This window comes from Micromonospora sp. NPDC005205 (genome assembly GCF_040608275.1).
GTDB lineage: Bacteria > Actinomycetota > Actinomycetes > Mycobacteriales > Micromonosporaceae > Micromonospora.
The window spans coordinates 78,783-97,463 of sequence record NZ_JBEXHV010000003.1 but is presented as its reverse complement, the minus strand read 5'-3'; the positions used below and the strand labels follow the sequence as shown (position 1 = coordinate 97,463).

At 69.9% G+C, this 18,681-nt stretch carries 21 protein-coding genes; 10 read left to right on the top strand and 11 right to left on the bottom strand.

Translation table 11 applies throughout. The features are described from left to right. Positions 1 to 184: 184 nt before the first annotated feature. Positions 185 to 721, bottom strand: coding sequence for a phospholipase (locus ABZU43_RS07795; RefSeq protein WP_355005744.1), 537 nt, complete (start codon positions 719 to 721; stop codon positions 185 to 187). Positions 722 to 900: 179 nt separating this feature from the next. Continuing rightward, positions 901 to 2,559 carry a family 10 glycosylhydrolase gene (locus tag ABZU43_RS07790; protein ID WP_355005743.1) on the bottom strand — a complete coding sequence of 553 codons (1,659 nt, stop codon included), beginning with the start codon at positions 2,557 to 2,559 and terminating at the stop codon, positions 901 to 903. 201 nt (positions 2,560 to 2,760) lie between these two features. Between ABZU43_RS07790 and ABZU43_RS07785 the strand changes: the two genes are divergently transcribed. Both ABZU43_RS07785 and ABZU43_RS07780 read left to right on the top strand, forming a co-directional pair. After that, positions 2,761 to 4,257, top strand: coding sequence for an amino acid permease (locus ABZU43_RS07785; protein WP_355005742.1), 1,497 nt, complete (start codon positions 2,761 to 2,763; stop codon positions 4,255 to 4,257). A gap of 89 nt (positions 4,258 to 4,346) precedes the next feature. Next, positions 4,347 to 5,354 (top strand): LacI family DNA-binding transcriptional regulator, encoded by a 1,008-nt coding sequence (locus ABZU43_RS07780; RefSeq protein ID WP_355005741.1) that lies wholly within the window; start codon positions 4,347 to 4,349, stop codon positions 5,352 to 5,354. Here ABZU43_RS07780 and ABZU43_RS07775 read toward each other — a convergent pair. The 3 genes from ABZU43_RS07775 to ABZU43_RS07765 all read right to left on the bottom strand — a co-directional run bounded on the left by ABZU43_RS07775 (position 5,351) and on the right by ABZU43_RS07765 (position 8,452). Next, on the bottom strand, positions 5,351 to 6,076 hold the full coding sequence (locus ABZU43_RS07775; RefSeq protein WP_355005740.1) for a methyltransferase domain-containing protein: 726 nt from the start codon (positions 6,074 to 6,076) through the stop codon (positions 5,351 to 5,353). The two genes, ABZU43_RS07780 and ABZU43_RS07775, sit on opposite strands and share 4 nt — an antisense overlap. A 391-nt stretch (positions 6,077 to 6,467) precedes the next feature. Beyond that, positions 6,468 to 6,776: a hypothetical protein gene (locus ABZU43_RS07770; RefSeq protein WP_355005739.1), complete on the bottom strand. Its 309-nt coding sequence runs from the start codon at positions 6,774 to 6,776 to the stop codon at positions 6,468 to 6,470. 38 nt (positions 6,777 to 6,814) lie between these two features. Next, positions 6,815 to 8,452 (bottom strand): ABC-F family ATP-binding cassette domain-containing protein, encoded by a 1,638-nt coding sequence (locus ABZU43_RS07765; protein WP_355005738.1) that lies wholly within the window; start codon positions 8,450 to 8,452, stop codon positions 6,815 to 6,817. A gap of 62 nt (positions 8,453 to 8,514) precedes the next feature. Between ABZU43_RS07765 and ABZU43_RS07760 the strand changes: the two genes are divergently transcribed. The 3 genes from ABZU43_RS07760 (at position 8,515) to ABZU43_RS07750 (ending at position 10,159) form a co-directional block, all read left to right on the top strand. Beyond that, positions 8,515 to 9,285 carry an ROK family protein gene (locus tag ABZU43_RS07760; RefSeq protein WP_355005737.1) on the top strand — a complete coding sequence of 257 codons (771 nt, stop codon included), beginning with the start codon at positions 8,515 to 8,517 and terminating at the stop codon, positions 9,283 to 9,285. 131 nt (positions 9,286 to 9,416) lie between these two features. After that, a complete protein-coding gene (locus ABZU43_RS07755) occupies positions 9,417 to 9,785 on the top strand; it encodes a tetratricopeptide repeat protein (RefSeq protein WP_355005736.1) in 369 nt (122 codons plus the stop codon). Between the two features lie 119 nt (positions 9,786 to 9,904). After that, complete coding sequence (locus ABZU43_RS07750) at positions 9,905 to 10,159, top strand: Smr/MutS family protein (RefSeq protein WP_007465523.1); 255 nt, start codon at positions 9,905 to 9,907, stop codon at positions 10,157 to 10,159. An 80-nt stretch (positions 10,160 to 10,239) separates the two neighbouring features. On the opposite strand, the gene ABZU43_RS07745 is transcribed toward ABZU43_RS07750, so the two are convergent. The 3 genes from ABZU43_RS07745 to ABZU43_RS07735 form a co-directional block, all read right to left on the bottom strand. After that, positions 10,240 to 10,575: a hypothetical protein gene (locus ABZU43_RS07745; protein ID WP_355005735.1), complete on the bottom strand. Its 336-nt coding sequence runs from the start codon at positions 10,573 to 10,575 to the stop codon at positions 10,240 to 10,242. 40 nt (positions 10,576 to 10,615) lie between these two features. Then, positions 10,616 to 11,263: a DUF433 domain-containing protein gene (locus ABZU43_RS07740; RefSeq protein ID WP_088987489.1), complete on the bottom strand. Its 648-nt coding sequence runs from the start codon at positions 11,261 to 11,263 to the stop codon at positions 10,616 to 10,618. A 216-nt stretch (positions 11,264 to 11,479) separates the two neighbouring features. Beyond that, positions 11,480 to 11,704, bottom strand: coding sequence for a winged helix-turn-helix domain-containing protein (locus tag ABZU43_RS07735; RefSeq protein WP_355005734.1), 225 nt, complete (start codon positions 11,702 to 11,704; stop codon positions 11,480 to 11,482). A 492-nt stretch (positions 11,705 to 12,196) separates the two neighbouring features. On the opposite strand from ABZU43_RS07735, the gene ABZU43_RS07730 reads away from it, so the two are divergent. Further along, positions 12,197 to 12,415, top strand: coding sequence for a flavin reductase (locus ABZU43_RS07730; protein WP_355005733.1), 219 nt, complete (start codon positions 12,197 to 12,199; stop codon positions 12,413 to 12,415). Continuing rightward, on the top strand, positions 12,412 to 12,585 hold the full coding sequence (locus ABZU43_RS07725; protein ID WP_355005732.1) for a hypothetical protein: 174 nt from the start codon (positions 12,412 to 12,414) through the stop codon (positions 12,583 to 12,585). The genes ABZU43_RS07730 and ABZU43_RS07725 overlap by 4 nt, the downstream gene beginning before the upstream one ends. 77 nt (positions 12,586 to 12,662) lie before the next feature. Here the strand turns inward: ABZU43_RS07725 and ABZU43_RS07720 are convergent, their stop codons facing one another. Together ABZU43_RS07720 and ABZU43_RS07715 are read right to left on the bottom strand one after the other, a co-directional pair. Further along, complete coding sequence (locus tag ABZU43_RS07720) at positions 12,663 to 13,289, bottom strand: class I SAM-dependent methyltransferase (protein WP_355005731.1); 627 nt, start codon at positions 13,287 to 13,289, stop codon at positions 12,663 to 12,665. Between the two features lie 176 nt (positions 13,290 to 13,465). Further along, entirely contained in the window at positions 13,466 to 13,714 is a 249-nt protein-coding gene (locus tag ABZU43_RS07715; RefSeq protein ID WP_355005730.1) for a hypothetical protein, read from the bottom strand. A 194-nt stretch (positions 13,715 to 13,908) separates the two neighbouring features. On the opposite strand from ABZU43_RS07715, the gene ABZU43_RS07710 reads away from it, so the two are divergent. Next, complete coding sequence (locus tag ABZU43_RS07710) at positions 13,909 to 14,709, top strand: proline hydroxylase (RefSeq protein WP_355005729.1); 801 nt, start codon at positions 13,909 to 13,911, stop codon at positions 14,707 to 14,709. A gap of 16 nt (positions 14,710 to 14,725) precedes the next feature. Further along, positions 14,726 to 15,667: a threonine/serine dehydratase gene (locus ABZU43_RS07705; protein ID WP_355005728.1), complete on the top strand. Its 942-nt coding sequence runs from the start codon at positions 14,726 to 14,728 to the stop codon at positions 15,665 to 15,667. A 77-nt stretch (positions 15,668 to 15,744) separates the two neighbouring features. Here the strand turns inward: ABZU43_RS07705 and ABZU43_RS07700 are convergent, their stop codons facing one another. Continuing rightward, on the bottom strand, positions 15,745 to 17,895 hold the full coding sequence (locus ABZU43_RS07700) for a tetratricopeptide repeat protein (RefSeq protein WP_355005727.1): 2,151 nt from the start codon (positions 17,893 to 17,895) through the stop codon (positions 15,745 to 15,747). A gap of 281 nt (positions 17,896 to 18,176) precedes the next feature. Between ABZU43_RS07700 and ABZU43_RS07695 the strand changes: the two genes are divergently transcribed. Beyond that, entirely contained in the window at positions 18,177 to 18,665 is a 489-nt protein-coding gene (locus ABZU43_RS07695) for a hypothetical protein (RefSeq protein ID WP_355005726.1), read from the top strand. Positions 18,666 to 18,681 lie beyond the last annotated feature (16 nt).

The window sequence follows — 18,681 nt, the reverse complement described above, 5'->3', positions numbered from 1 at the left end:
GCGCCCCCGCCCTGCCCCGCCGATCTTGCACTTTCTGTCGTGAGGAACCGGTGCCAAAGCGGCAAACCGACAACCGAAAGTGCAAGATCGCGGGCGGGCGGGCGGGCGGGCGGGCGGGCGAGGCGCGAGGGCGCGAGGGCGTGGGGGCGCGAGGGCGTGGGGTGGGGAGTGCGGGGGGTGGGGGTTAGTGGGTTGCGGCGTTGGCTTCGGCTTGGGCCTTCATGCGGGCGGCGCGGTCGATGTCGGCCTGCTGGACGGCCGCTACCGAACCGAAGATGCTGACCGCCTGGTAGTAGGTCCAGGCCAGGCTGTAGCAGGCCGGTCGGACGACCGAGTTGTACGTGGTGCAGACACGCTTCAGGTCCTCGTAGAAGGCGTTGTCGAGGCGGGACTTGTTTGCGGAGAACTGGCCGACCGCCTTGTAGTTGCGGTAGCCGAAGTCGTGCCGGTAGCAGCCCAGGTTGAAGGTGAAGCCGAGCGGGTTGTCCGGGCTGGACGAGCAGTAGTCGGTGGACCAGTTGAAGTTGTACTCGGCCCAGGGCGCCCGGTTGACCCGGGCGCTGTTCCACGAGTTGTAGCTGGACGCGCTGGTCTGGGTCCAGCTGGACAGCACGGAGAGCTTCTGGGCGGGGGTGACGGCGGCGGCGGGTGAGGCGATGGCGAGGGTGGCGAGCAGCGCTGACGCGCCCGAGGCGAGCAGGGTGGCGAGACGTCGGGGCACGGGTTACCTCCGCGGGGGTGAGCGGGTGGGACGGAAGTTACCGGCGGGTTACCGGATGTCGATGAGTGTCGATCAGCTGATCAACTAGGTGGTATGCGCATCGCCAACTATTGGTGACATACGTCGAAACAGACGAATGCCCCGGACGCGCGAGGCGTCCGGGGCATTCAGAGAGACGGTCAGCGCAGGACGAATGCCGGCGGGCTGGCGGCGCTCTCGTTGGCCGACCGGTCCACCGCGGTCAACTGGTAGGTGTAGCGCCGGCCGGGCTCGGCCGACGTGTCCACCCAGGACTGGACGCTGCCGGGCGTGGCCCGGACAGTGTCGACCAGGTGCGCGGCGTCGGCAGTGGCGCACCGGCCGGGCAGCGTGGTGCCGTCGAATCGGTAGATCGCGTACGAGGTGGCGGTGCCGAGCGGGCCGACGCCGTCGGCGGGCTGCCGCCAGGTGAGCCGGACGCCGTCGGCCTGCCGGGTCGCCTTGGTGACCACCGGAAAGAGCAGCGGCCGGGCCGGCAGGTGGGGCATGGCCGGCACCAGCGCCGGTCGGGAGTAGTGCTCACCCGCGTAGATGTCGGTGGCGCCGAGCCGGTTGGCCCGCACCTGCACCGCGGAGAAGTGCACGTTGCCCTGCACCTCCGGGTACGACCGGTTGAGCGTCAGGTGGTCGGACAGCTCACGCGGGTTCTGCCAGTACGGCCCGTACGCCGGGTCTCCGCTCTTGTAGTCGGCCTGGCCGATGTAGAGCTGCACGCGGGTGCCGCGCACCGTCTCGGCCCACCACGGCACGAGGCGTGCGTAGTCGGCGGCCGGGTACTGGCCGATGTACCAGTAGAGCTGCGGCACCACGTAGTCGATCCACTCCTGCTTGATCCACTTACGGGTGTCGGCGGAGATGATGTCGTACGACTGGCTGCCGGTGGTGTCCGAACCGAGCGGGTCGGCGGTCTTGTTGCGCCAGATGCCGAACGGGCTGACGCCGAACTTCACCCACGGCTTCGCCGCCTTGATCTTGCCGTTCATCTCCTGGATCAACAGGTTGATGTTGTCCCGCCGCCAGTCGGCCCGGTCGGTGAAGCCCCGGTTGTGGGCCGCGAAGGTCGCATCGTCCGGCACCTGGTACGTGCCGCTGGGGTAGGGGTAGAAGTAGTCGTCGAAGTGGACACCGTCGATGTCGTACCGCTTGACGGCGTCCATCATGGCGGTCTGGACGAACTCGCGTACCTCGGGGATTCCGGGGTTGTAGTAGAGCCGGCTGCCGGCCACGCCGGCCGGTGGGTAGGCGAAGGTCCAGTCGGGGTGCTGCTGAGCCGGGTGGCCGGGGGCGAGCTGGGCGAGGTCCGCGCCGGCGCCACCGGGGGCCGGCATGGAGACGCGGTACGGGTTGAACCAGGCGTGGAACTCCAGGTTCCGCTTGTGCGACTCGTCGACCAGGAAGGCCAGTGGGTCCCAGCCCGGGTCCTGGCCGCGTACCCCGGTCAGGTACTCCGACCAGGGCTCGTACGGCGAGGGCCAGAGCGCGTCGGCGGTGGGCCGGACCTGCACCACGACGGCGTTGTGGTTCAGTCGCCCGGCCAGGTCGAGCAGCTCGCGGTACTCGGTCTGCTGCGCGGCGATCCGGTCGGGGCTGGTCTGGGACGCCTTGCTGGGCCAGTCGATGTTGACCACCGACGAGATCCACATGGCCCGGAACTGCCGTTTCGGGGTGGCCGGGTCGGTGGCGCATGTGGTGGTGGTGGTGTCGGCCGCGCTGGGCGCGGCGCTCGCGGGGGTGGCGGTGACGAACGTACCGAGCAGGGCTGTGACCAGCCCGGCGACTCCGAGTCGGGTGGCTTTCATGCGGTGTGTCCCTTCGTTGGGGCTCCCGGATGTTTCGCGCGGTGCGCGGCAAGATTCGCCGTCGATCTCCGCGTTGCTGGTAGGAAATTTTCACAATCTGGCCGACGCCGCAAGAGTTCGTGGTTGACCAATCGCTCCGTTGGGTAGCAACGCCGGTCACCGGCCGCCACGGGGTGGTCGCACGGTGGAAGGGGTGACCGGGTGTCCGTGCTGCGCACAAAACCAATCAAGGACGTGATAGCCCAGGGTGAGGCGGACGGCAGCGACGGCCAGTTGGGGCTGAAGCGACGGCTCGGCGCGATCGACCTCACCGGATTCGGCATCGGCATCGTGATCGGCACCGGCATCTTCACGCTCACCGGGATCGAGGCCCGGGACAGCGCCGGGCCGGGCGTGGTGATCTCCTTCGCCATCGCCGGCGTGGTGGCCCTGCTCGCCGCCCTCTGCTACGCCGAGCTGGCCTCCAGCGTGCCGACCGCCGGCAGCGCCTACACCTACGCCTACGCCACGATGGGCGAGATCGTCGCCTGGATCATCGGCTGGGACCTGCTGCTGGAGTTCGCGCTCGGCGCCGCGGTGGTGGCCCGAGGCTGGTCCGGCTACCTCGCCGAACTGCTCGACCTGCCGACCCGATGGTTCGGCGAGGAGGGCAGCACCGTCAACGTGGGCGCCATCGCCATCGTGCTGATCCTCGGCGTCGTGGCGATCGTCGGCATCCGGGAATCCGCCCGGATCACCAACCTGCTGGTGCTGGTCAAGGTGGCCATCTGCGTCTTCGTGGTGGTAGCCGGGCTGTTCTTCGTCAAGGCCGCCAACCTCACCCCGTTCATCCCGCCGGCCGAGCCCGCCGGGAGCGGCGACGACGGCATCAAGCAGCCGGTCACGCAGGCGCTCTTCGGGCTTGAGCCGTCGGTCTTCGGCTTCGTCGGGGTGCTCAGCGCCGCCGCCGTGGTCTTCTTCGCGTACACCGGCTTCGAGGCCGTGGCCAACCTGGGCGAGGAGACGCGCAAGCCCAAGCGGGACCTCACCCTGGGTCTGCTCGGCACGCTGCTGATCTCCACTGTGCTCTACATCGGCGTCTCGCTGGTGGTGGTCGGGATGGTGCCGTACACCGAGATCGACCGGGGCGCCCCGATCGCGTCGGCCTTCGAGTCGGTCGGCGCGGGTTGGGCCGCAGTGCTGGTCTCCATCGCCGCTGTCGCGGGCCTGACCAGCGTCATCCTGGTCGACCTGGTGGCGATGGGGCGGATCGGCTTCGCCATCGCCCGGGACGGCTTGATCCCGCCCTCGATCGCGAAGGTGCACCCGCGCTGGGGCACCCCGTACCGGATTTCGGCGATCATGACGGTGGCGGTCGCGCTGCTGGCCGGCTTCCTGCCGCTGTCCGCGCTGGCCGACCTGGTCAGCATCGGCGCGCTCTGCGCGTTCGTCCTCGTCTCGCTGGCGGTGCCGATCCTGCGCCGCAAGCGGCCGGACCTGGAGCGGCCGTTCCGGGTGCCGTTCTCACCGGTGCTGCCGATCGTCTCGGCGTTGGCCTGCTTCTACCTGATGCTCAACCTGTCAGTGGAGACCTGGCTGCGGTTCCTGGCCTGGATGCTGCTCGGCGCGCTGATCTACTTCGGCTACGGGTACCGCCGCAACCGGCTGGCCCAGCACGAGCCCGCCGTCGCTCCGACCCCCCGTGAGCCGACTGCCTGACCCGAAGGTGCGGAAGGGCCCGATCGGCGGGGCCCTTCCGCGCGACCCGCGCAGCTATGGTGCGCTGGGTCCATCGGGGAGGTTGCGGCGTGCGGCACAGACTCAAGGACGTTGCGGAACGGGCCGGCGTCTCCGTCAAGACCGTCTCGAACGTCGTGAACGGCCACGTGCACGTGCGACCGGACACCCGCGCCCGGGTCGAGGAGGCGATCGTCGAACTCAACTACCGGCCGAACCTCTCCGCCCGTCACCTCCGCAAGGGACGCACCGGCGTGATCGCGCTGGCGGTTCCGGAACTCGACATCCCGTACTTCGCCGAGCTGGCCCGTCACGTGGTCAGCGCCGCCGCCGAGCACGGCTGGACGGTGCTCATCGACCAGACCGGCGGCCGGCGTGACCAGGAACGGGTGCTCGCCGCCGGTATCACCGACCACCTGATCGACGGGCTCATCCTCAGTCCGTCGGCGCTCACCGCGGCGGACCTGGCCGGTCTGGACGGCACCCCGATGGTGCTGCTCGGCGAGCGGATCGAACAGTGCTCGGCGGATCGCGTGGTGATCGACAACGTGGCAGCGGCCCGGGAGATCACGAGCCACCTGATCCAGTCGGGTCGCCGCCGCATTGCGGCCGTCGGCTCGCAGCGCACCGACGGGGGTGCCAGCGCCCGGCTGCGCCTGGCCGGCTACCGCTACGCGCTGCGCGCCGCCGGGCTCGACCACGACCAGTCCCTGGTGGCGTCCGCGCCGGCTTGGCACCGCGCGGACGGCGCGGCCGCGATGCGGGGCCTACTCACCTCCGGTGTACGCCCCGACGCCGTCTTCTGCTTCAACGACACACTGGCCCTCGGTGCCCTGCGGGCGCTGCACGAGGCTGGCCTGCGGGTCCCCGAGGACGTGGCGGTGGCCGGCTTCGACGACATTGAGGACGGCAGGTTCGCCACCCCGACCCTGAGCACCGTCGCCCCGGCGAAGGAGCAGGTCGCCCGCCTGGCCGTCCAACTTCTCGCCAACCGCCTGGACGGTGACCGCACCGGCCCCGCCCAGGAACTCCGCGCCCCCCACCGCCTGGAACTCCGCGAGTCCACCCAGACCCGCTAGTCGAAGAAGCGGGCCAGGTGGGACTGGGGTGCCGGGTCGGCGTCCGGGGGAAGGGGCGTCAGGTCGGCGAAGATCGAGGCGCCGTCGCAGCCCGCGTGCAGTGGGTACCAGCGCGGCGTGCCCGGTGGCCGCAGCTGGCAGATCCCCTTGAACGTCTGCACGTCCATCAGCCGGACGTGAGTCGGGTCGGCCACCGCGTTCACATGCCCCCACCAGGGGCTCATCACGTGCAGCACCCCACCGGGGCGGAGCACCCGGTGACACTCGTCGACCAGCGGCAGGAAGTCGATCAGGTGCTCCAGGATGTGCACCGCGAAGAGGACGTCCACCGAGTTGTCGGCGAGCGGCAGCGAGCCGGACAGGTCCGCCACCGCATCCACTCCGGGCGCCGGGTAGATGTCCAGCCCCAGGTTGCTCGACCACTGCTTGGTCGGCCCACAACCGAGGTCCACCACCACCGGCGCCCGCCCGCCGATGCCGACCCGGCACCAGACGCCGTAGACACCGGCCAGCCGTCCGACCAGCTCCCGCACCAGCCGTAGCTGGGCGGGCTCGGCCACCTGGCCGCTCAGATGCGCCACCCCCCGGTCGAACCGCACCTCGACCGCCAGGTCCCGCAACCGATCATCGTGGCGGACCTGATCCGCCCATGCCTGGGCGAGGAAATCATCGATCGCCCGCAGCCGGTCGGCCGAGGGCGGAGTCTGTGCCAAAGCGACCATTCGGGCCACCTCCCGCCGCGCGTTACCCGCAATCCCGCCCGTTATGCCCCACTCGTCCACCTCGCCGCCCGCTGAGGCGAGGTCCGCCCACGCGCGGGTCGCGGGTCGCGGGCCGAGTCGCAGTCATCGTGATGCCACACAGTCATCACGATGACTCCACGACATCACGGTCAACGCGGGCACGGGCTTCGCGCGGGCACGGGCTTCGCGCGGGCACGGGCTTCGCGCGGGCACGGGCTTCGCGCGGGCACGGGCTTCGCGCGGGCACGGGTCTCGCGCGGGCACGGGTCTCGCGCGGGCACGGGTCTCGCGCGGGCACGGGTCTCGCGCGGGCACGGGTCTCGCGCGGGCACGGGTCTCGCGCCGGCCGCCTCGGCCCGGAGCGGTCGGATCAGCCGGAGACGGTGCGTCGGCCGCCGCGCATTCGCTGGCGGGGTGGCGGGTCGGCGGGCTTCGGCCGCTTCAGGTGGTAGCGGTGCAGTTCGTGGTTGCCGGGCAGGGACGGGTCCTCGCTCATCGCGACCAACTCCCAGCCCTGGTCGCCGGCCCGGTTCAGGTGGGCCAGCGAGGTGTCGCCGTACGGCGTCACGTCGACCATCGAGCCGTCCGGGCCGTACCAGACGAAGACGACCTCCCAGCCGAGGTCGGTGGTCGCGGCCTGGCGGCGGCGGACCAGCAGGGCGTACTCCCACTTGAGCATGGCGTCATTCTCACCCCGCGCCGGCCCGCGGACACGGATCAATCCTCGGCGATCCGCCCGGAGTCGACCCGCAGTCGCCGGTTGGTCTCGATGGCCGCCAGCATCCGCCGGTCGTGGGTGACCAGCAGCAGCGTTCCGGGGTAGCTGGCCAGCGCCGATTCGAGCTGCTCGATGGCGGGCAGGTCCAGGTGGTTGGTGGGCTCGTCCAGCACCAGCAGGTTCACCCCACGGCCCTGGAGCAGGGCCAGCGCGGCCCGGGTCCGCTCACCGGGGGAGAGGGTGGCCGCCGGTCGGGGCACGTGCGCCGCCCGCAGGCCGAACTTGGCCAGCAGGGTCCGCGCGTCCGCCGGCGACAGGTGGGGTACGGCCGCCTCGAACGCGTCGATCAGCGGCATGTCGCCGAGGAACAGCCCGCGGGCCTGGTCCACCTCGCCGATCACCACGCCGGGCCCGAGCGAGGCGGTGCCCTCGTCCAGCGGCAGCCGGCCGAGCAGCGCGGCCAGCAGGGTGGACTTGCCCGAGCCGTTCGCCCCGGTCACCGCGACCCGGTCCGCCCAGTCGATCTGGAGGTCCACCGGGCCGAGGGTGAAGCCACCACGGCGTACCACGGCTCCGCGCAGCGTGGCCACGACGGCGCCGGCGCGGGGCGCGGCGGCGATCTCCATGCGCAGCTCCCACTCCTTGCGGGGCTCCTCGACCACGTCGAGCCGTTCGATCAGCCGATCGGTCTGCTTGGCCTTGGCGGCCTGCTTCTCGCTCGACTCGGCTCGGAACTTGCGGCCGATCTTGTCGTTGTCGGTGGCCTTGCGGCGGGCGTTCTTCACGCCCTTCTCCATCCAGCCACGCTGGGTCCGGGCCCGAGCCTCCAGCCCAGCCTTGGTCTCCGCGTACTCCTCGAAGTCCGCGCGGGCGTGCCGACGGGCCACCTCGCGCTCCTCCAGGTAGGCCGCGTAGCCACCGCCGTAGTGGTTGACCTGCTGCTGCGACAGGTCCAGCTCCAACACCCGGGTCACCGTGCGGGTCAGGAACTCCCGGTCGTGGCTGACCAGCACCGTGCCGGCGCGCAGCCCGGTGACGAACTCCTCCAGCCGTTCCAGCCCGGCCAGGTCCAGGTCGTTGGTCGGCTCGTCGAGCAGGAACACGTCGTACCGGCTGAGCAGCAGCGACGCCAGCCCGGCCCGGGCCGCCTGACCGCCGGAGAGCCCGGTCGTCGGGTGGTCCAGGTCGACCGCGAGCCCCAGGTCGGCGCTCACCTGCTCGGCGCGCTCGTCCAGGTCCGCGCCGCCGAGGGCGAGCCAGCGCTCCAGCGCGTCGCCGTACGCGTCGTCGGCGCCCGCCGCCCCGGCGGTCAGCGCCTCGGTCGCCGCGTCCAACGCCGCCTGCGCGGCGGTCACCCCGGTCCTGCGGGCCAGGAAGTCCCGTACCGTCTCGCCCGGCCGCCGTTCCGGCTCCTGCGGCAGGTGTCCGACGCTCGCGGTGGGCGGGCTGAGTCGCACGCTGCCGGCCTCGACCGGCAACAACCCGGCGAGGGTACGCAGCAGCGTCGACTTGCCGGCCCCGTTCGGCCCGACCAGCCCGACCACGTCGCCGGGGGCGACCACCAGGTCCAATCCGGCGAAGAGCGGGCGGTCGCCGTGCCCGGCGGCCAGGTCCTTGACGATCATCGTGGCGCTCATCAGGACGGCAGCCTATCCGGCCGCCTGCATATCACTGCTCCCCAGCGGGCAGACTCAACGACGTGGTGACCACACTGGCGATCGACTGCGGCGGCGGGGGCATCAAGGCGTCCGTGCTCGACGAGGCGGGAACGATGCGGGCCCGGCCGTTGCGGGTGCCCACCCCGTACCCGTTGCCGCCCGCGCTGTTTGTCCGGACCCTGCGGGATCTCGGCGGGCGCCTGCCAACGGCGGACCGGCTCACTGTCGGCGTACCCGGGATGATCCGGCACGGAGTGGTCGTGAGCACGCCGCACTACGTGACCCGCAGCGGCCCCCGCAGTCGGGTCGACCCGGACCTGCTGGCCGAGTGGTCCGGCTGGGACGCGCGCGGCGCGCTGGCCGACGCGTTCGGGGTGCCGGCGCTGGTGCTCAACGACGCCGAGGTGCACGGTGCCGGAGTGGTCGCCGGCACCGGCTGCGAGCTGGTGCTGACCCTGGGGACGGGGCTGGGCAGCGCGCTCTTCGACGGCGGGGTGCTCGCACCGCACCTGGAGCTGTCGCACGCGCCGGTGCGCTGGGGCACCACCTACGACACGTACGTCGGCGAGCCGGAACGGCGGCGGCTCGGCGACGCCTTCTGGTCCCGTCGGATCCGGCAGGTGGTGGACGGGCTGCGCCCGGTGTTCCGCTGGGACCGGCTCTACCTGGGTGGGGGCAACTCCCGACTGATCCGGCCCGAGCAGCTGGCCCGGATGGGCGACGACGTGGTGGTGGTGCCCAACACCGCCGGAATCGTCGGCGGAGTGCGCGCCTGGGAACTGTCCGCCGGACGACGCAACGCCCGCACCTGACCATTCGACGCCTCTTCGGCGGCCCATCGGCGGCCGGAAGTGACCCGATCTCGACCCCGGGAACAGTCGCCAAACGTCCGGTGTTGTGCCAGCGTCGGAACAGGTGACGGTGCGACCCGAGGAGGTGGCAGATGGATCTTCTGGCGGACTACCGGCGGGCGACCATGTTCTTCGAGACCGGTGACCCCAGCGGTGCAGCCCGACTGCTGGAGCCGATCATCGACGCCGAACCCGGCAACGCTGCGGTCCGGCAACTGCTGGCCCGGGCGTACTTCCAGTCGGCCCAGCTCAACAGGGCCGAGGAGCACCTGCGTGAGCTGGTCGAACGGGACCCGAGCGACCACTACGCGCACCACGTGCTCGGTCGGACGCTGGAGCGGCTGAACCGGCACACCGACGCGCTGCGGCACCTGCGGATCGCCGCAGCGATGTACGCGGCCAACGACGACTACCGGACCGCGCTGGAGCGGGTGGAGACCCGAGTGGGCGGCCGGCGCTGAGCGTGCGGGTCGACGTGGCAGGGGCGGCCCTTCGGGGCCGCCCCTTCGTCGTCGTCGGACGACCTGGCGGACGTGCCTAGGATGGCGGACATGGGACCTGACCGGCCGGGGGCTGCGGCATGAAGCTCAAGCTGGACCTGCACGAGATCTTCAACAAGGGCCAGGACATCGACCGGGCGTTGCGCGGGATCATGGACGAGGCGGTGGCGAAGAAGGCCACCCTCGTCGAGATCATCCCCGGCAAGGGGTCCGGCCAGCTCAAGAAGCGGGTGCTGCGGTTCCTCGACCAGAAGGACGTCAAGCAGCTCTACCACCGCGTCGAGAAGGACTCGAAGAACTTCGGCCGCCTCTTCGTCCACTTCCGCTGGAAGTAGCGAAGGCACGACCCCCGACCTGTCGCTGCGATCACGGCAGGTTGCGTCGGCGAGCCGTAGCAGCCAGTCAAGCTCTGCGGCTACCGCTTGCGCCGTGGAGCTCCGCGCTCGCGCACAAGGAAGAAGCCCACCCGCCGATCCCGAGCGTTCTGATGGATGGCACCACGCTGGATTTCGAATCGAGCGACCCGCGCCTGGATCGCGAGGTTCGCGCTGTCAAGGCAGTGGATGCACCCGCCGTACTCGCGTAGTAGCGCCTTGACCGCCGGCTGCGTGGAGATCCGTTCGTCTTGAGTAAGAAGTGACCACCCGCGCTGCAGCCCGTACTCGATCCATTCGGGATCGCTGACCGCCTGAGCGTCGTCTGGAAAATGATCACTAACTACGTGAACAACCCAACCCAGGTTGACCAGCAACGCCGGTGCCTGTTTGCCCAGGCAGCGGTCAGCGAAAAACTCAGGCGGCGACTCGGATGAGCGCTTCGACCTGCTCAACGCTCAGTCCGTATTCGCTGGCAACGACATCGGGACTTTCTCCGCCTCTCCACATGCCGAGGATCGTGTCAACGGTGACCTTGGCGGACTCGACGATGGGGGCCCCCCACGCAAACCGTGGGTCGATGACGACCTGGGCGACAGCGGGGTCGTAGCGCCGCAGGGTCAGCCTCCTGGCGAAGCCGTCGTCGTCCCATGCGATGTACTGCAGGTAGTTCTCGACGACCTGTCGAATCGGCATCTGCCCGTCGGGTGCGCGGGCGATCTCGTCGCTGTCGAGATAGTGCACGAACACGTCGATGCCGTCGGTTGCGATCTTGCGGGTTGCCAGACCGTACTCGGTGCCGAACTGGGTTCTAACCGTTGCTGCCGCTTCAGCGATTCTGTGCGGGGAAAGCCCCAGATCGCGTAAAGCGCGTAGTACGTAAGCCTCGACCAGCGCGATGAAGGGCACTGACGGCCAGCCTCGACGCTCAGGCCTGACGCTGTGTACGAGCGGCGATCCTGCAGCGTCCTGGTGTAGCCAGCGACGCATGGTCCGCTCGGGGATCTGCAGGTGTGTGGCGGCCTCGAAGGGGGTCAGCAGTGGAACCGTGAACTTGTCGATCATGGCTCACCTCTTGGTCCTCGGCATCCCCGCCTGAGGATCGCACATCAGCGCCGAACGCGACGACCGCTGTCCGGCCGGACACGCTTCGAATGTGCCCGGAGCATTCGGGTCCCACACGCGGCCGACGACCCGCGGACGGCATTCCTCTGGCCTGCCGTCTGCGGACCAGTTAAGGGCCGAGAACGTGTGGGGGCGCTCGGCCTGCTGTGCCGTGGTCTATTCGTGAGGCGGGTTGGCGACGTACACGCCCTTGCCCTGGCGCCCGTCGATCAAGCCTTCGGCTTTGAGTACGAGCATCGAGGCGCGGATCACGGTGTTGCTGACGTCATAGCGCTCGCACAGGGCGGCGAAGGACGGCAGCTTGTCGCCCGGCTTCAACGTGCCGGAGCTGATCTGCTCGCGGATATCTCGGGCGACCTGTAGATAGGCAGCTTCAGACATAGGTGGTGCTCCCAGCTTGGCGGCTGGTGCAAGAGAACCACATCTTCGGCTCGACTTACAACGCTATGTGTCGTAGCTGTTGACCCTGCGCACATTGCGTCCTAAGTTGGCTCGTGGGGCTACCCAGCTTGGCGGCCGGGTCGTCCTTGCCGTGGGTGCCCTGTCTCCGGACACGGCTGGCCGGGTGCCCACGGAACCCCAGGCGTCGGCGGGAGGCACAGTGACCAGACCGAACGATGCTGCCTCAACCGGAGGCTTCGCCCGTGCAGCTGGGGATCTCGACGATCGGCAGCGAAGGGCGGCGAACAACCAGCGGGTGTCCTACGACGAGTACGTCATCGCAGTGGCGCTCACCCTGGCGCGCCGCCACCGACCAATCTGGTCCTGGCAGCACTGGCGACGCATCTGTCGCTGCGGTTCCGACCTGCCGTGTAGAAGCCGCCACCGGATCCCGATCAGTCGCCGTCACTGGCCGAGGCAGGACGAAACGCAATGACGAGCCACCTCGCGATCATCCCGGCCTGGATCTGCGCTGGCTGTGGTGCCGACTGGCCTTGCCATACCCGCCGCCGGGAGTTGCAAGCCGAGTACCACGGAGCCCCGGTGTCGCTGGCCCTTTACCTGGCCGCCCAGTTGGTTGACGCCGCCCAGGACCTGGCCCACGTTCCGGCCGGCCATCTGCACTGTCGCTTCCTGGGTTGGACGCGGTGAGCATCCTTCGTGCGGATGACGAAAAGTTCCACTACAGCGACGGCTCCCACAAGTGGATCCCGCCGGACCCCGACTACGACCAGGACGTCTGGGACGAGCAGATTCGCCAGCACAAACACGGCCACCTGCGAAACGAGCGCCCGAAGGTCCGCATCCAACGGCTGATCTGATGGGAGCAGCGACGGTCAGTGGCTGGCGACGAGGAGCGTGGGCATTGCCAGGCTGAGCAGCAGCGGCGCGGGCCTGGTCAGTTCTCTGGGCGCTGTGCCCAGAAGGAGTTGTGCCCGCTGCCGCCCTCGGGGACGAAGTCCTCGGCGATGATTGCCAGCCCCGCCTGTCGCAGCCATGAGCGGTAACTGGAGACGTCGGCTTGGCTCCACCACATGGTGGCGTTGCCATCGAGCCAGTTGTCGTCGGTGCCTGTCCAGGCGCTGTTGCCGACGGTGGCGAGCAGCCAGCCGCCGGGGCGTAACCAGGTGGCGATGCTCTCGATGAGCTGCGGTTGATCGGCCAGGGGCATGTGGATGACTGCGTACAGGCAGACCACGGCATCGAAGGAGGCTGGCGGCAGGTCGAGCCGGGTGGCGTCGGCGCGGAGAAAGGTGCCGTTGGGCACCAGGCGGCGCGCCCGCTCGATCTGCACGTCGCTGATATCGACACCTGTCACGCGGTGTCCAGCGTTGGTGAGGAATCGGGCAACCGGCACCCCACAGTCGCACCCGAGGTCGAGGACCGCTGCTGAGGCAGGTAGGCGCTGGTGTAGGCCGGCGAGCCAGGGAGCGTACTGGCCGTCGTCAGCGTCGTCCGATCGATAGTGGTAGGAGAGCGAGTCGTACCCGCGCCGGACCACGTCACGCTCGTCGCCCGTGCTCATCCCCGGAACGCTACGAGGCTCGGTGCCGCTTGCCGACTCATTCGATCGACCCATGATCATGTGATGAAAAGTAGGTTCCAGGAGCGAGTTTGACCTACTTCTCATCACATGATCACGGCATCGGCCCGGCGGTGACCGGGGCATCGCCGGAGTATCCGCTGTTGCGGGAGGAGGGGTCAGCCCGCGAGGGTGTCGGCTCGGGTGCCGTGGCCGGCCGGGCGTCGGGACCAGCACTGTGGACGCTGCCTGACGGCGAGCTCCAGGGCCAGATGGTCGGACTCGATCATTTCCCGGGCTATTCGACGCGCCATTTCCAGGCGGTCGACGTGCATGTCAAGATCCGTCGGGCCGGCGCCTGCCATCTCGAACTCCTTGTCAGCGTTCGAACTAGTCGCATCATGCGTCACGCCGAGAATCGTCACCATTCCCCGATCGGTGGAAAGCTTCCGCCGTACGGTTCGGTGTCACTTACCCCGGTTGCGCCGATGGTAGCGGTGGCCGCGCCACGTCGCCCGGAACTACGGATACCTTGTCTTGCCTGCGGTTTGTACATTGCACGGTGCGCGGGTCGGGGGGCGCGACAAGTCCGGTGAGGGATCTTCGTTACGGGAGGACCGCCGTGCAGCATTCGAGCACTACCGATCCCTTGTTCGTCGCCGTCGAATCAGAATCGATCACCCGAGCGGATGTCGCCGGGCTCATCGCGGGGCGGCTGGCCGCCGTTCGGGTGCCGGGGTTGCTCTCCGTGGCGCGCTGTCAGGCGATCACCGCCGCCCTCGCCAACGCGCCGATGGACCGCTACGACGAGAGCCGGGTCTTTCCCGTCGTCGCCAAGTTCGGTCCGGCCATCAACGACCACCGGTCCGCCGGGGAGCTCCGCGAGGACTACTGGGACGCGGCCAGCGCGGCCGAGAAGAGCTGGTCCACGCTGGGCGTGTCGGACTCGCCCCGGGACCTGTGCCTGGCTGCGTTCCGCGGTGCCTGGCCGGATGTGGCACCTGGGCGTCGGCAGGGTCGGGAGATGCACGTCGGCGTCGTCCGCGAGATCAACGCGGGGCTCCAGGTGCACTTCGACGACGCGGTACGGGAGTACGCGGGCCGGCTGCTCGACAGCGAGGTGGTGGCCCAGTTGGCGTTCAACATCTACATCCGGGTGCCACCGGCCGGTGGTGAGACGGTGCTGTGGCGGCGGCGCTGGCAGCCGGACGACGAGCCGCTGCGGATCCCCGGCGGGTACGGCTTCCAGGAGGCGGTCGTCGCCGACACGCAGTCGTTGACGTTGCGCCCCACGCTCGGGGAGGGCTTTCTGTTTGATCCGCGGCACTATCACACGGTGCGTCAGGCGTCGGATGGCCGACGGATCTCCATAGGATGTTTCGTCGGGCTTACCGACGATGGTCGACTGGCCCTCTGGTCGTAGTGAAGGGCGTTTCCCCATGGTGGACAGAAGCGACGTCGAGGCGGCCGCGGCCCTTGTCGAGGGGCGGGTCCGGGAAACCCCGGTCATCTCCGTCGACGGCGCCGATCTGGGTGTGCCGGGGCAGCTCAGTCTCAAGTTGGAGCTGCATCAGCACACCGGCTCGTTCAAGCCGCGCGGCGCGTTCAACCGGATGCTCCAGGGGTCCCTGCCCTCGGCCGGGGTGATCGCCGCGTCGGGCGGCAACCATGGCCTCGCCGTCGCGTACGCGGCCCGGTCGTTGGGCGTGCCGGCGGAGGTCTTCGTGCCGGTCACCGCCTCGCCGGTGAAGGTGCAGCGGTTGGCCGGGCTGGGCGCACAGGTGCGCCAGGTCGGCCAGCACTACGCCGAGGCCCTGGCCGCGAGCACGCAGCGGGCCGCAGAGACCGGCGCGCTGGTGGTGCACGCGTACGACCAGCCGGAGGTGGTGGCCGGTCAGGGCACCGTCGGCCGCGAGTTGGAGCGGCAGGTGGACGGGATCGACACCGTGCTGGTGGCGGTCGGTGGCGGCGGGTTGGTGTCCGGCATCGCCAGTTGGTTCGGTGGCTCGGTACGGGTCGTGGCGGTCGAGCCGGAGCAGATCCCCACCCTGCACTCGGCCCTGAAGGCGGGTCGTCCGGTCGACATCGAGGTGGGTGGCATCGCCACCGATTCGTTGGGTGCCCGGCGGATCGGCGAGATCGCCTTCGACACCGCCCGTCGGACCGAGGTGGTGTCCGTGCTGGTCCGCGACGAGGACCTGGTGCGGGCGCGCCGGCTGCTCTGGTCGGAGCTGCGGGTCGCCGCCGAGTTGGGTGGCGCCGCCGCGTTGGCCGCGCTGGTCGGCGGCGCGTACGTGCCGCAGCCGGGGGAGCGCGTGGCAGTGATCATCTGTGGTGGCAACACCGACCCGAGCGACCTGGGCCCGGCCGCGCCGCACTGACCGGCCGCGCCGCACTGACCGGCCGCGCCGCACTGACCGGCCGCGCCGCACTGACCGGCCGCGCCGCACTGCACCGGTCAGTCGCCGTCGCGCAGCCGGCGCAGCGCGTGCTCCACCTGGAGGGTGTCCAGGTGGGTGTCGCCGAGGAGTCGCCGGCGGTCGGCCAGCAACTGCTCGTACACCTCGATCGCCGCGTCGACCTGCTCCTCGAGCAGCAGCACCAGGGCCAGGGTGGATCGGATCGCGAGCACCTCGCTGCGGTCGGCGTGCCGGGGTTCCACAGTGGCCAGGGTGGCGCGCAGCTCGGCTTCCGCCTCGGCGAACCGGTCCTGCGCCTGCATGCAGCGGGCCAGCGTGTGCCGGGCCTGCCAGGTCTCCGGTTGGTTGAGCGGCCACAACCGGTAGCGGACCTCCAGGATGGCGTGCAGCATCTCCTCGGCCTCGGGCGCCCGTTGCTGGGCCAGCACCGCCAGCGCCAGGCTGTGCCGCACGATCATGGTGTCCCAGTGTTCCGGGCCGCGTACCTGATCCTCGGCGGCGACGATCTGCCGCAGCTCCACCTCGGCCTCCGGCCACTGCCGCTGCGCCATGATCGCCTTGGTGAGCTTGTGCCGGCTGGCGAGGGTGTCGGCGTCGTCGCTGCCCAGCACCCTGGTGCGGTCGGCGATCACCTCGCGGAGCACCCGGTCGGCCATCTCCGGCTGGTTGCGCTCCAGCCAGGTGCGGCCCAGTTCGTGGCGCAGCGCCAGCACCTGCGGCCGGTCCAGGTCGTGGTCGTACGCGGTGCAACCGCGCACGATCGGGTCGAGGATGTCGAAGGCCGAGCCCGGTAGGCCGATCGCGATGAGGTAGCGGGCGGTGAGTCGGGTCAGCTCCAGCGCGCGGCGTACCGTCTCGGGGTCGTGCTTGTGTTTCTGCGGCACGAGGTATTCCCGCACGGCCTCGACCAGGTGCGGCACCAGCACGTCCCAGTTGGTCCAGGCTGCGGAGTCGTCCGGGTTCTGCCCTGCGGTGGCGGCGAGCAGCAGCTTCATGACCAACCCGTGGTATTCGGCGATCTGCTCACGCACCTCGTCGCGGTCGCGGAACATCGCGTGCACCAGTGGGTGCAGCGAGAGCACGTGCGCGAACGCAGGATCGGTGACCTCCTCCTGCACGTCGAAGTCGACCAGGGCCAGGTTGCCGATGCCCTCCAGCACCTTCACCCGCTGCCGGCCGGTGAGCCCCTTGAAGAGCGGCGACTCGGCCAGGATGGCCGGCTTGAGCACCACCTCGTAGGGCACCGGGGAGATGCTCAGGCAGGCCAGCACGTTGAGCAATGGTCGGCTCTGTTGGAGTTGGCGGCGGGCCAGCAGGTCCAGTGAGATGTCGTCGACCTCGCGGACGATCTCCAGGCCGAGGGACTCGTCGAGGTCGACGTCGGCGGCGTCGCGGGGTGAGCGGAACCGACGCTGCACAGCGGTGCGGTACTCGGCGAAGGTGGTGATCGTGGATGAGCCGCGCCAGACCGGGCTGGCGTTTACCGACCTCAGGTAGTTGCCGGCGGCGCGCAGGGCGAGAGGCAGCCCGCCCAGCTCCCGGGCGAGCTCCCGGGCGTCGGCCAGGCCGCCGGCCTGGGCGCCGGCCCGGTCGATGAGCACCTTCGCGCCGGCCTCGGCGTCGAGTGGACGCACCTGGTGCAGCACCGACCAGGTGCCCCAGGTGGCCCGGTTGCCGTCCCGGCTGGTCACGATGACCATGCCGTCTTCGGCTTCCGGGCTGCGAAGCCAGCCGGTGCCGTCGGCGAGCACTCCGTCGGTGGGGCCCAGGCTGGCGGGCTCGTCCGCACTGTCGAAGATCAACAGCCAGGGCTGCGCGGCCTGGTTGAGGTAGCGCCACACCAGGTCGGTGGCGCTGATCATGCCGGCCCAGGCCTGGTCGACCTGGGTCTCCGACGCGCCGAGTTGGCTGACCACCTCCCGCATCCCGGAGTTGAGCCGCCCGGCCTGCACCCACCAGACCGTCCGGCCGTCGGCGCGGGCCCGACGGGCGATCTCCAGCGCGACGTGGCTCTTGCCGGACCCGCCCATGCCGCACAGGATGTGCACCGCGGGTCGGCCCCCGGCATCTTTCCCCGGCTGAATGATCTCGTCGATCAGGTCGTCACGCCCGTGCAGCGGGCTGTCCAGTCGCCCGAGCGGTGGATCGACGGAGACCCGACTCGGCCGGTCGTACGCAGGCCGAGGCACGCCGGCATCCTCGGGTGGAACGTCCGCAGTCAATGCGGTCCCCCTTCGGTGGCGAATTCACAATGGGGCGGCGGCGAAAGATCCTGTCCATCTGATGGACAGTCGGAGGGATTGCCATCCGCACCATGTCGACCGCAAGCGTATCCATCCCCGTACTGGGTTGCACACTCTCCGTTCAGGCCACCAGGCTGACCAAAATCAGCGCCGGAATTCCCAATTCGCCGCTGATTCCGGCCGATCCGCCGTGCGTGGCACTCGACACGGGCATCCACGATGGACTTATGAACTGGTCACCAATCCAGGACGTCGTCGACTGGGGTTCCGTGCCGGACTGGTTCGGCGCGGTCGGCTCCATTGCCAGCGTGCTCTTCGTCTACCTCGGATTGCGACGGGAAATCCGTGCCCGTCGCGACGACGATCTGCGGGTCCGGGCCACCCAGGCTCGGCTGGTCTCGGCGGTGGCCGAGATTCGTGGCACCTCGGTGCTACGGGTCGCGGTGGCCAACGAGAGCGACGCCCCGGTGCTGGACGTGGTGGTGCTGGCCCGGCTCGCCCCGCCCGACGATTCGGACGCCCCGCCGGTCGGGCTGGCGGCGGCGAAACAGGTCCGACGGATTGCCGGCCGCGACGTGCACGACCTCTTCGTCACCGTCGCGGCGGAGCATCGGCTGCGCCCGGCCGACACCGTTCTGGTGGAGCTCACCTTCACCGACCACGACGGTAATCGCTGGCACCGGATCGGTGCCGGCCAACCGGAGCCGGTGAGCTGACCGGAGGAGGAGGTGG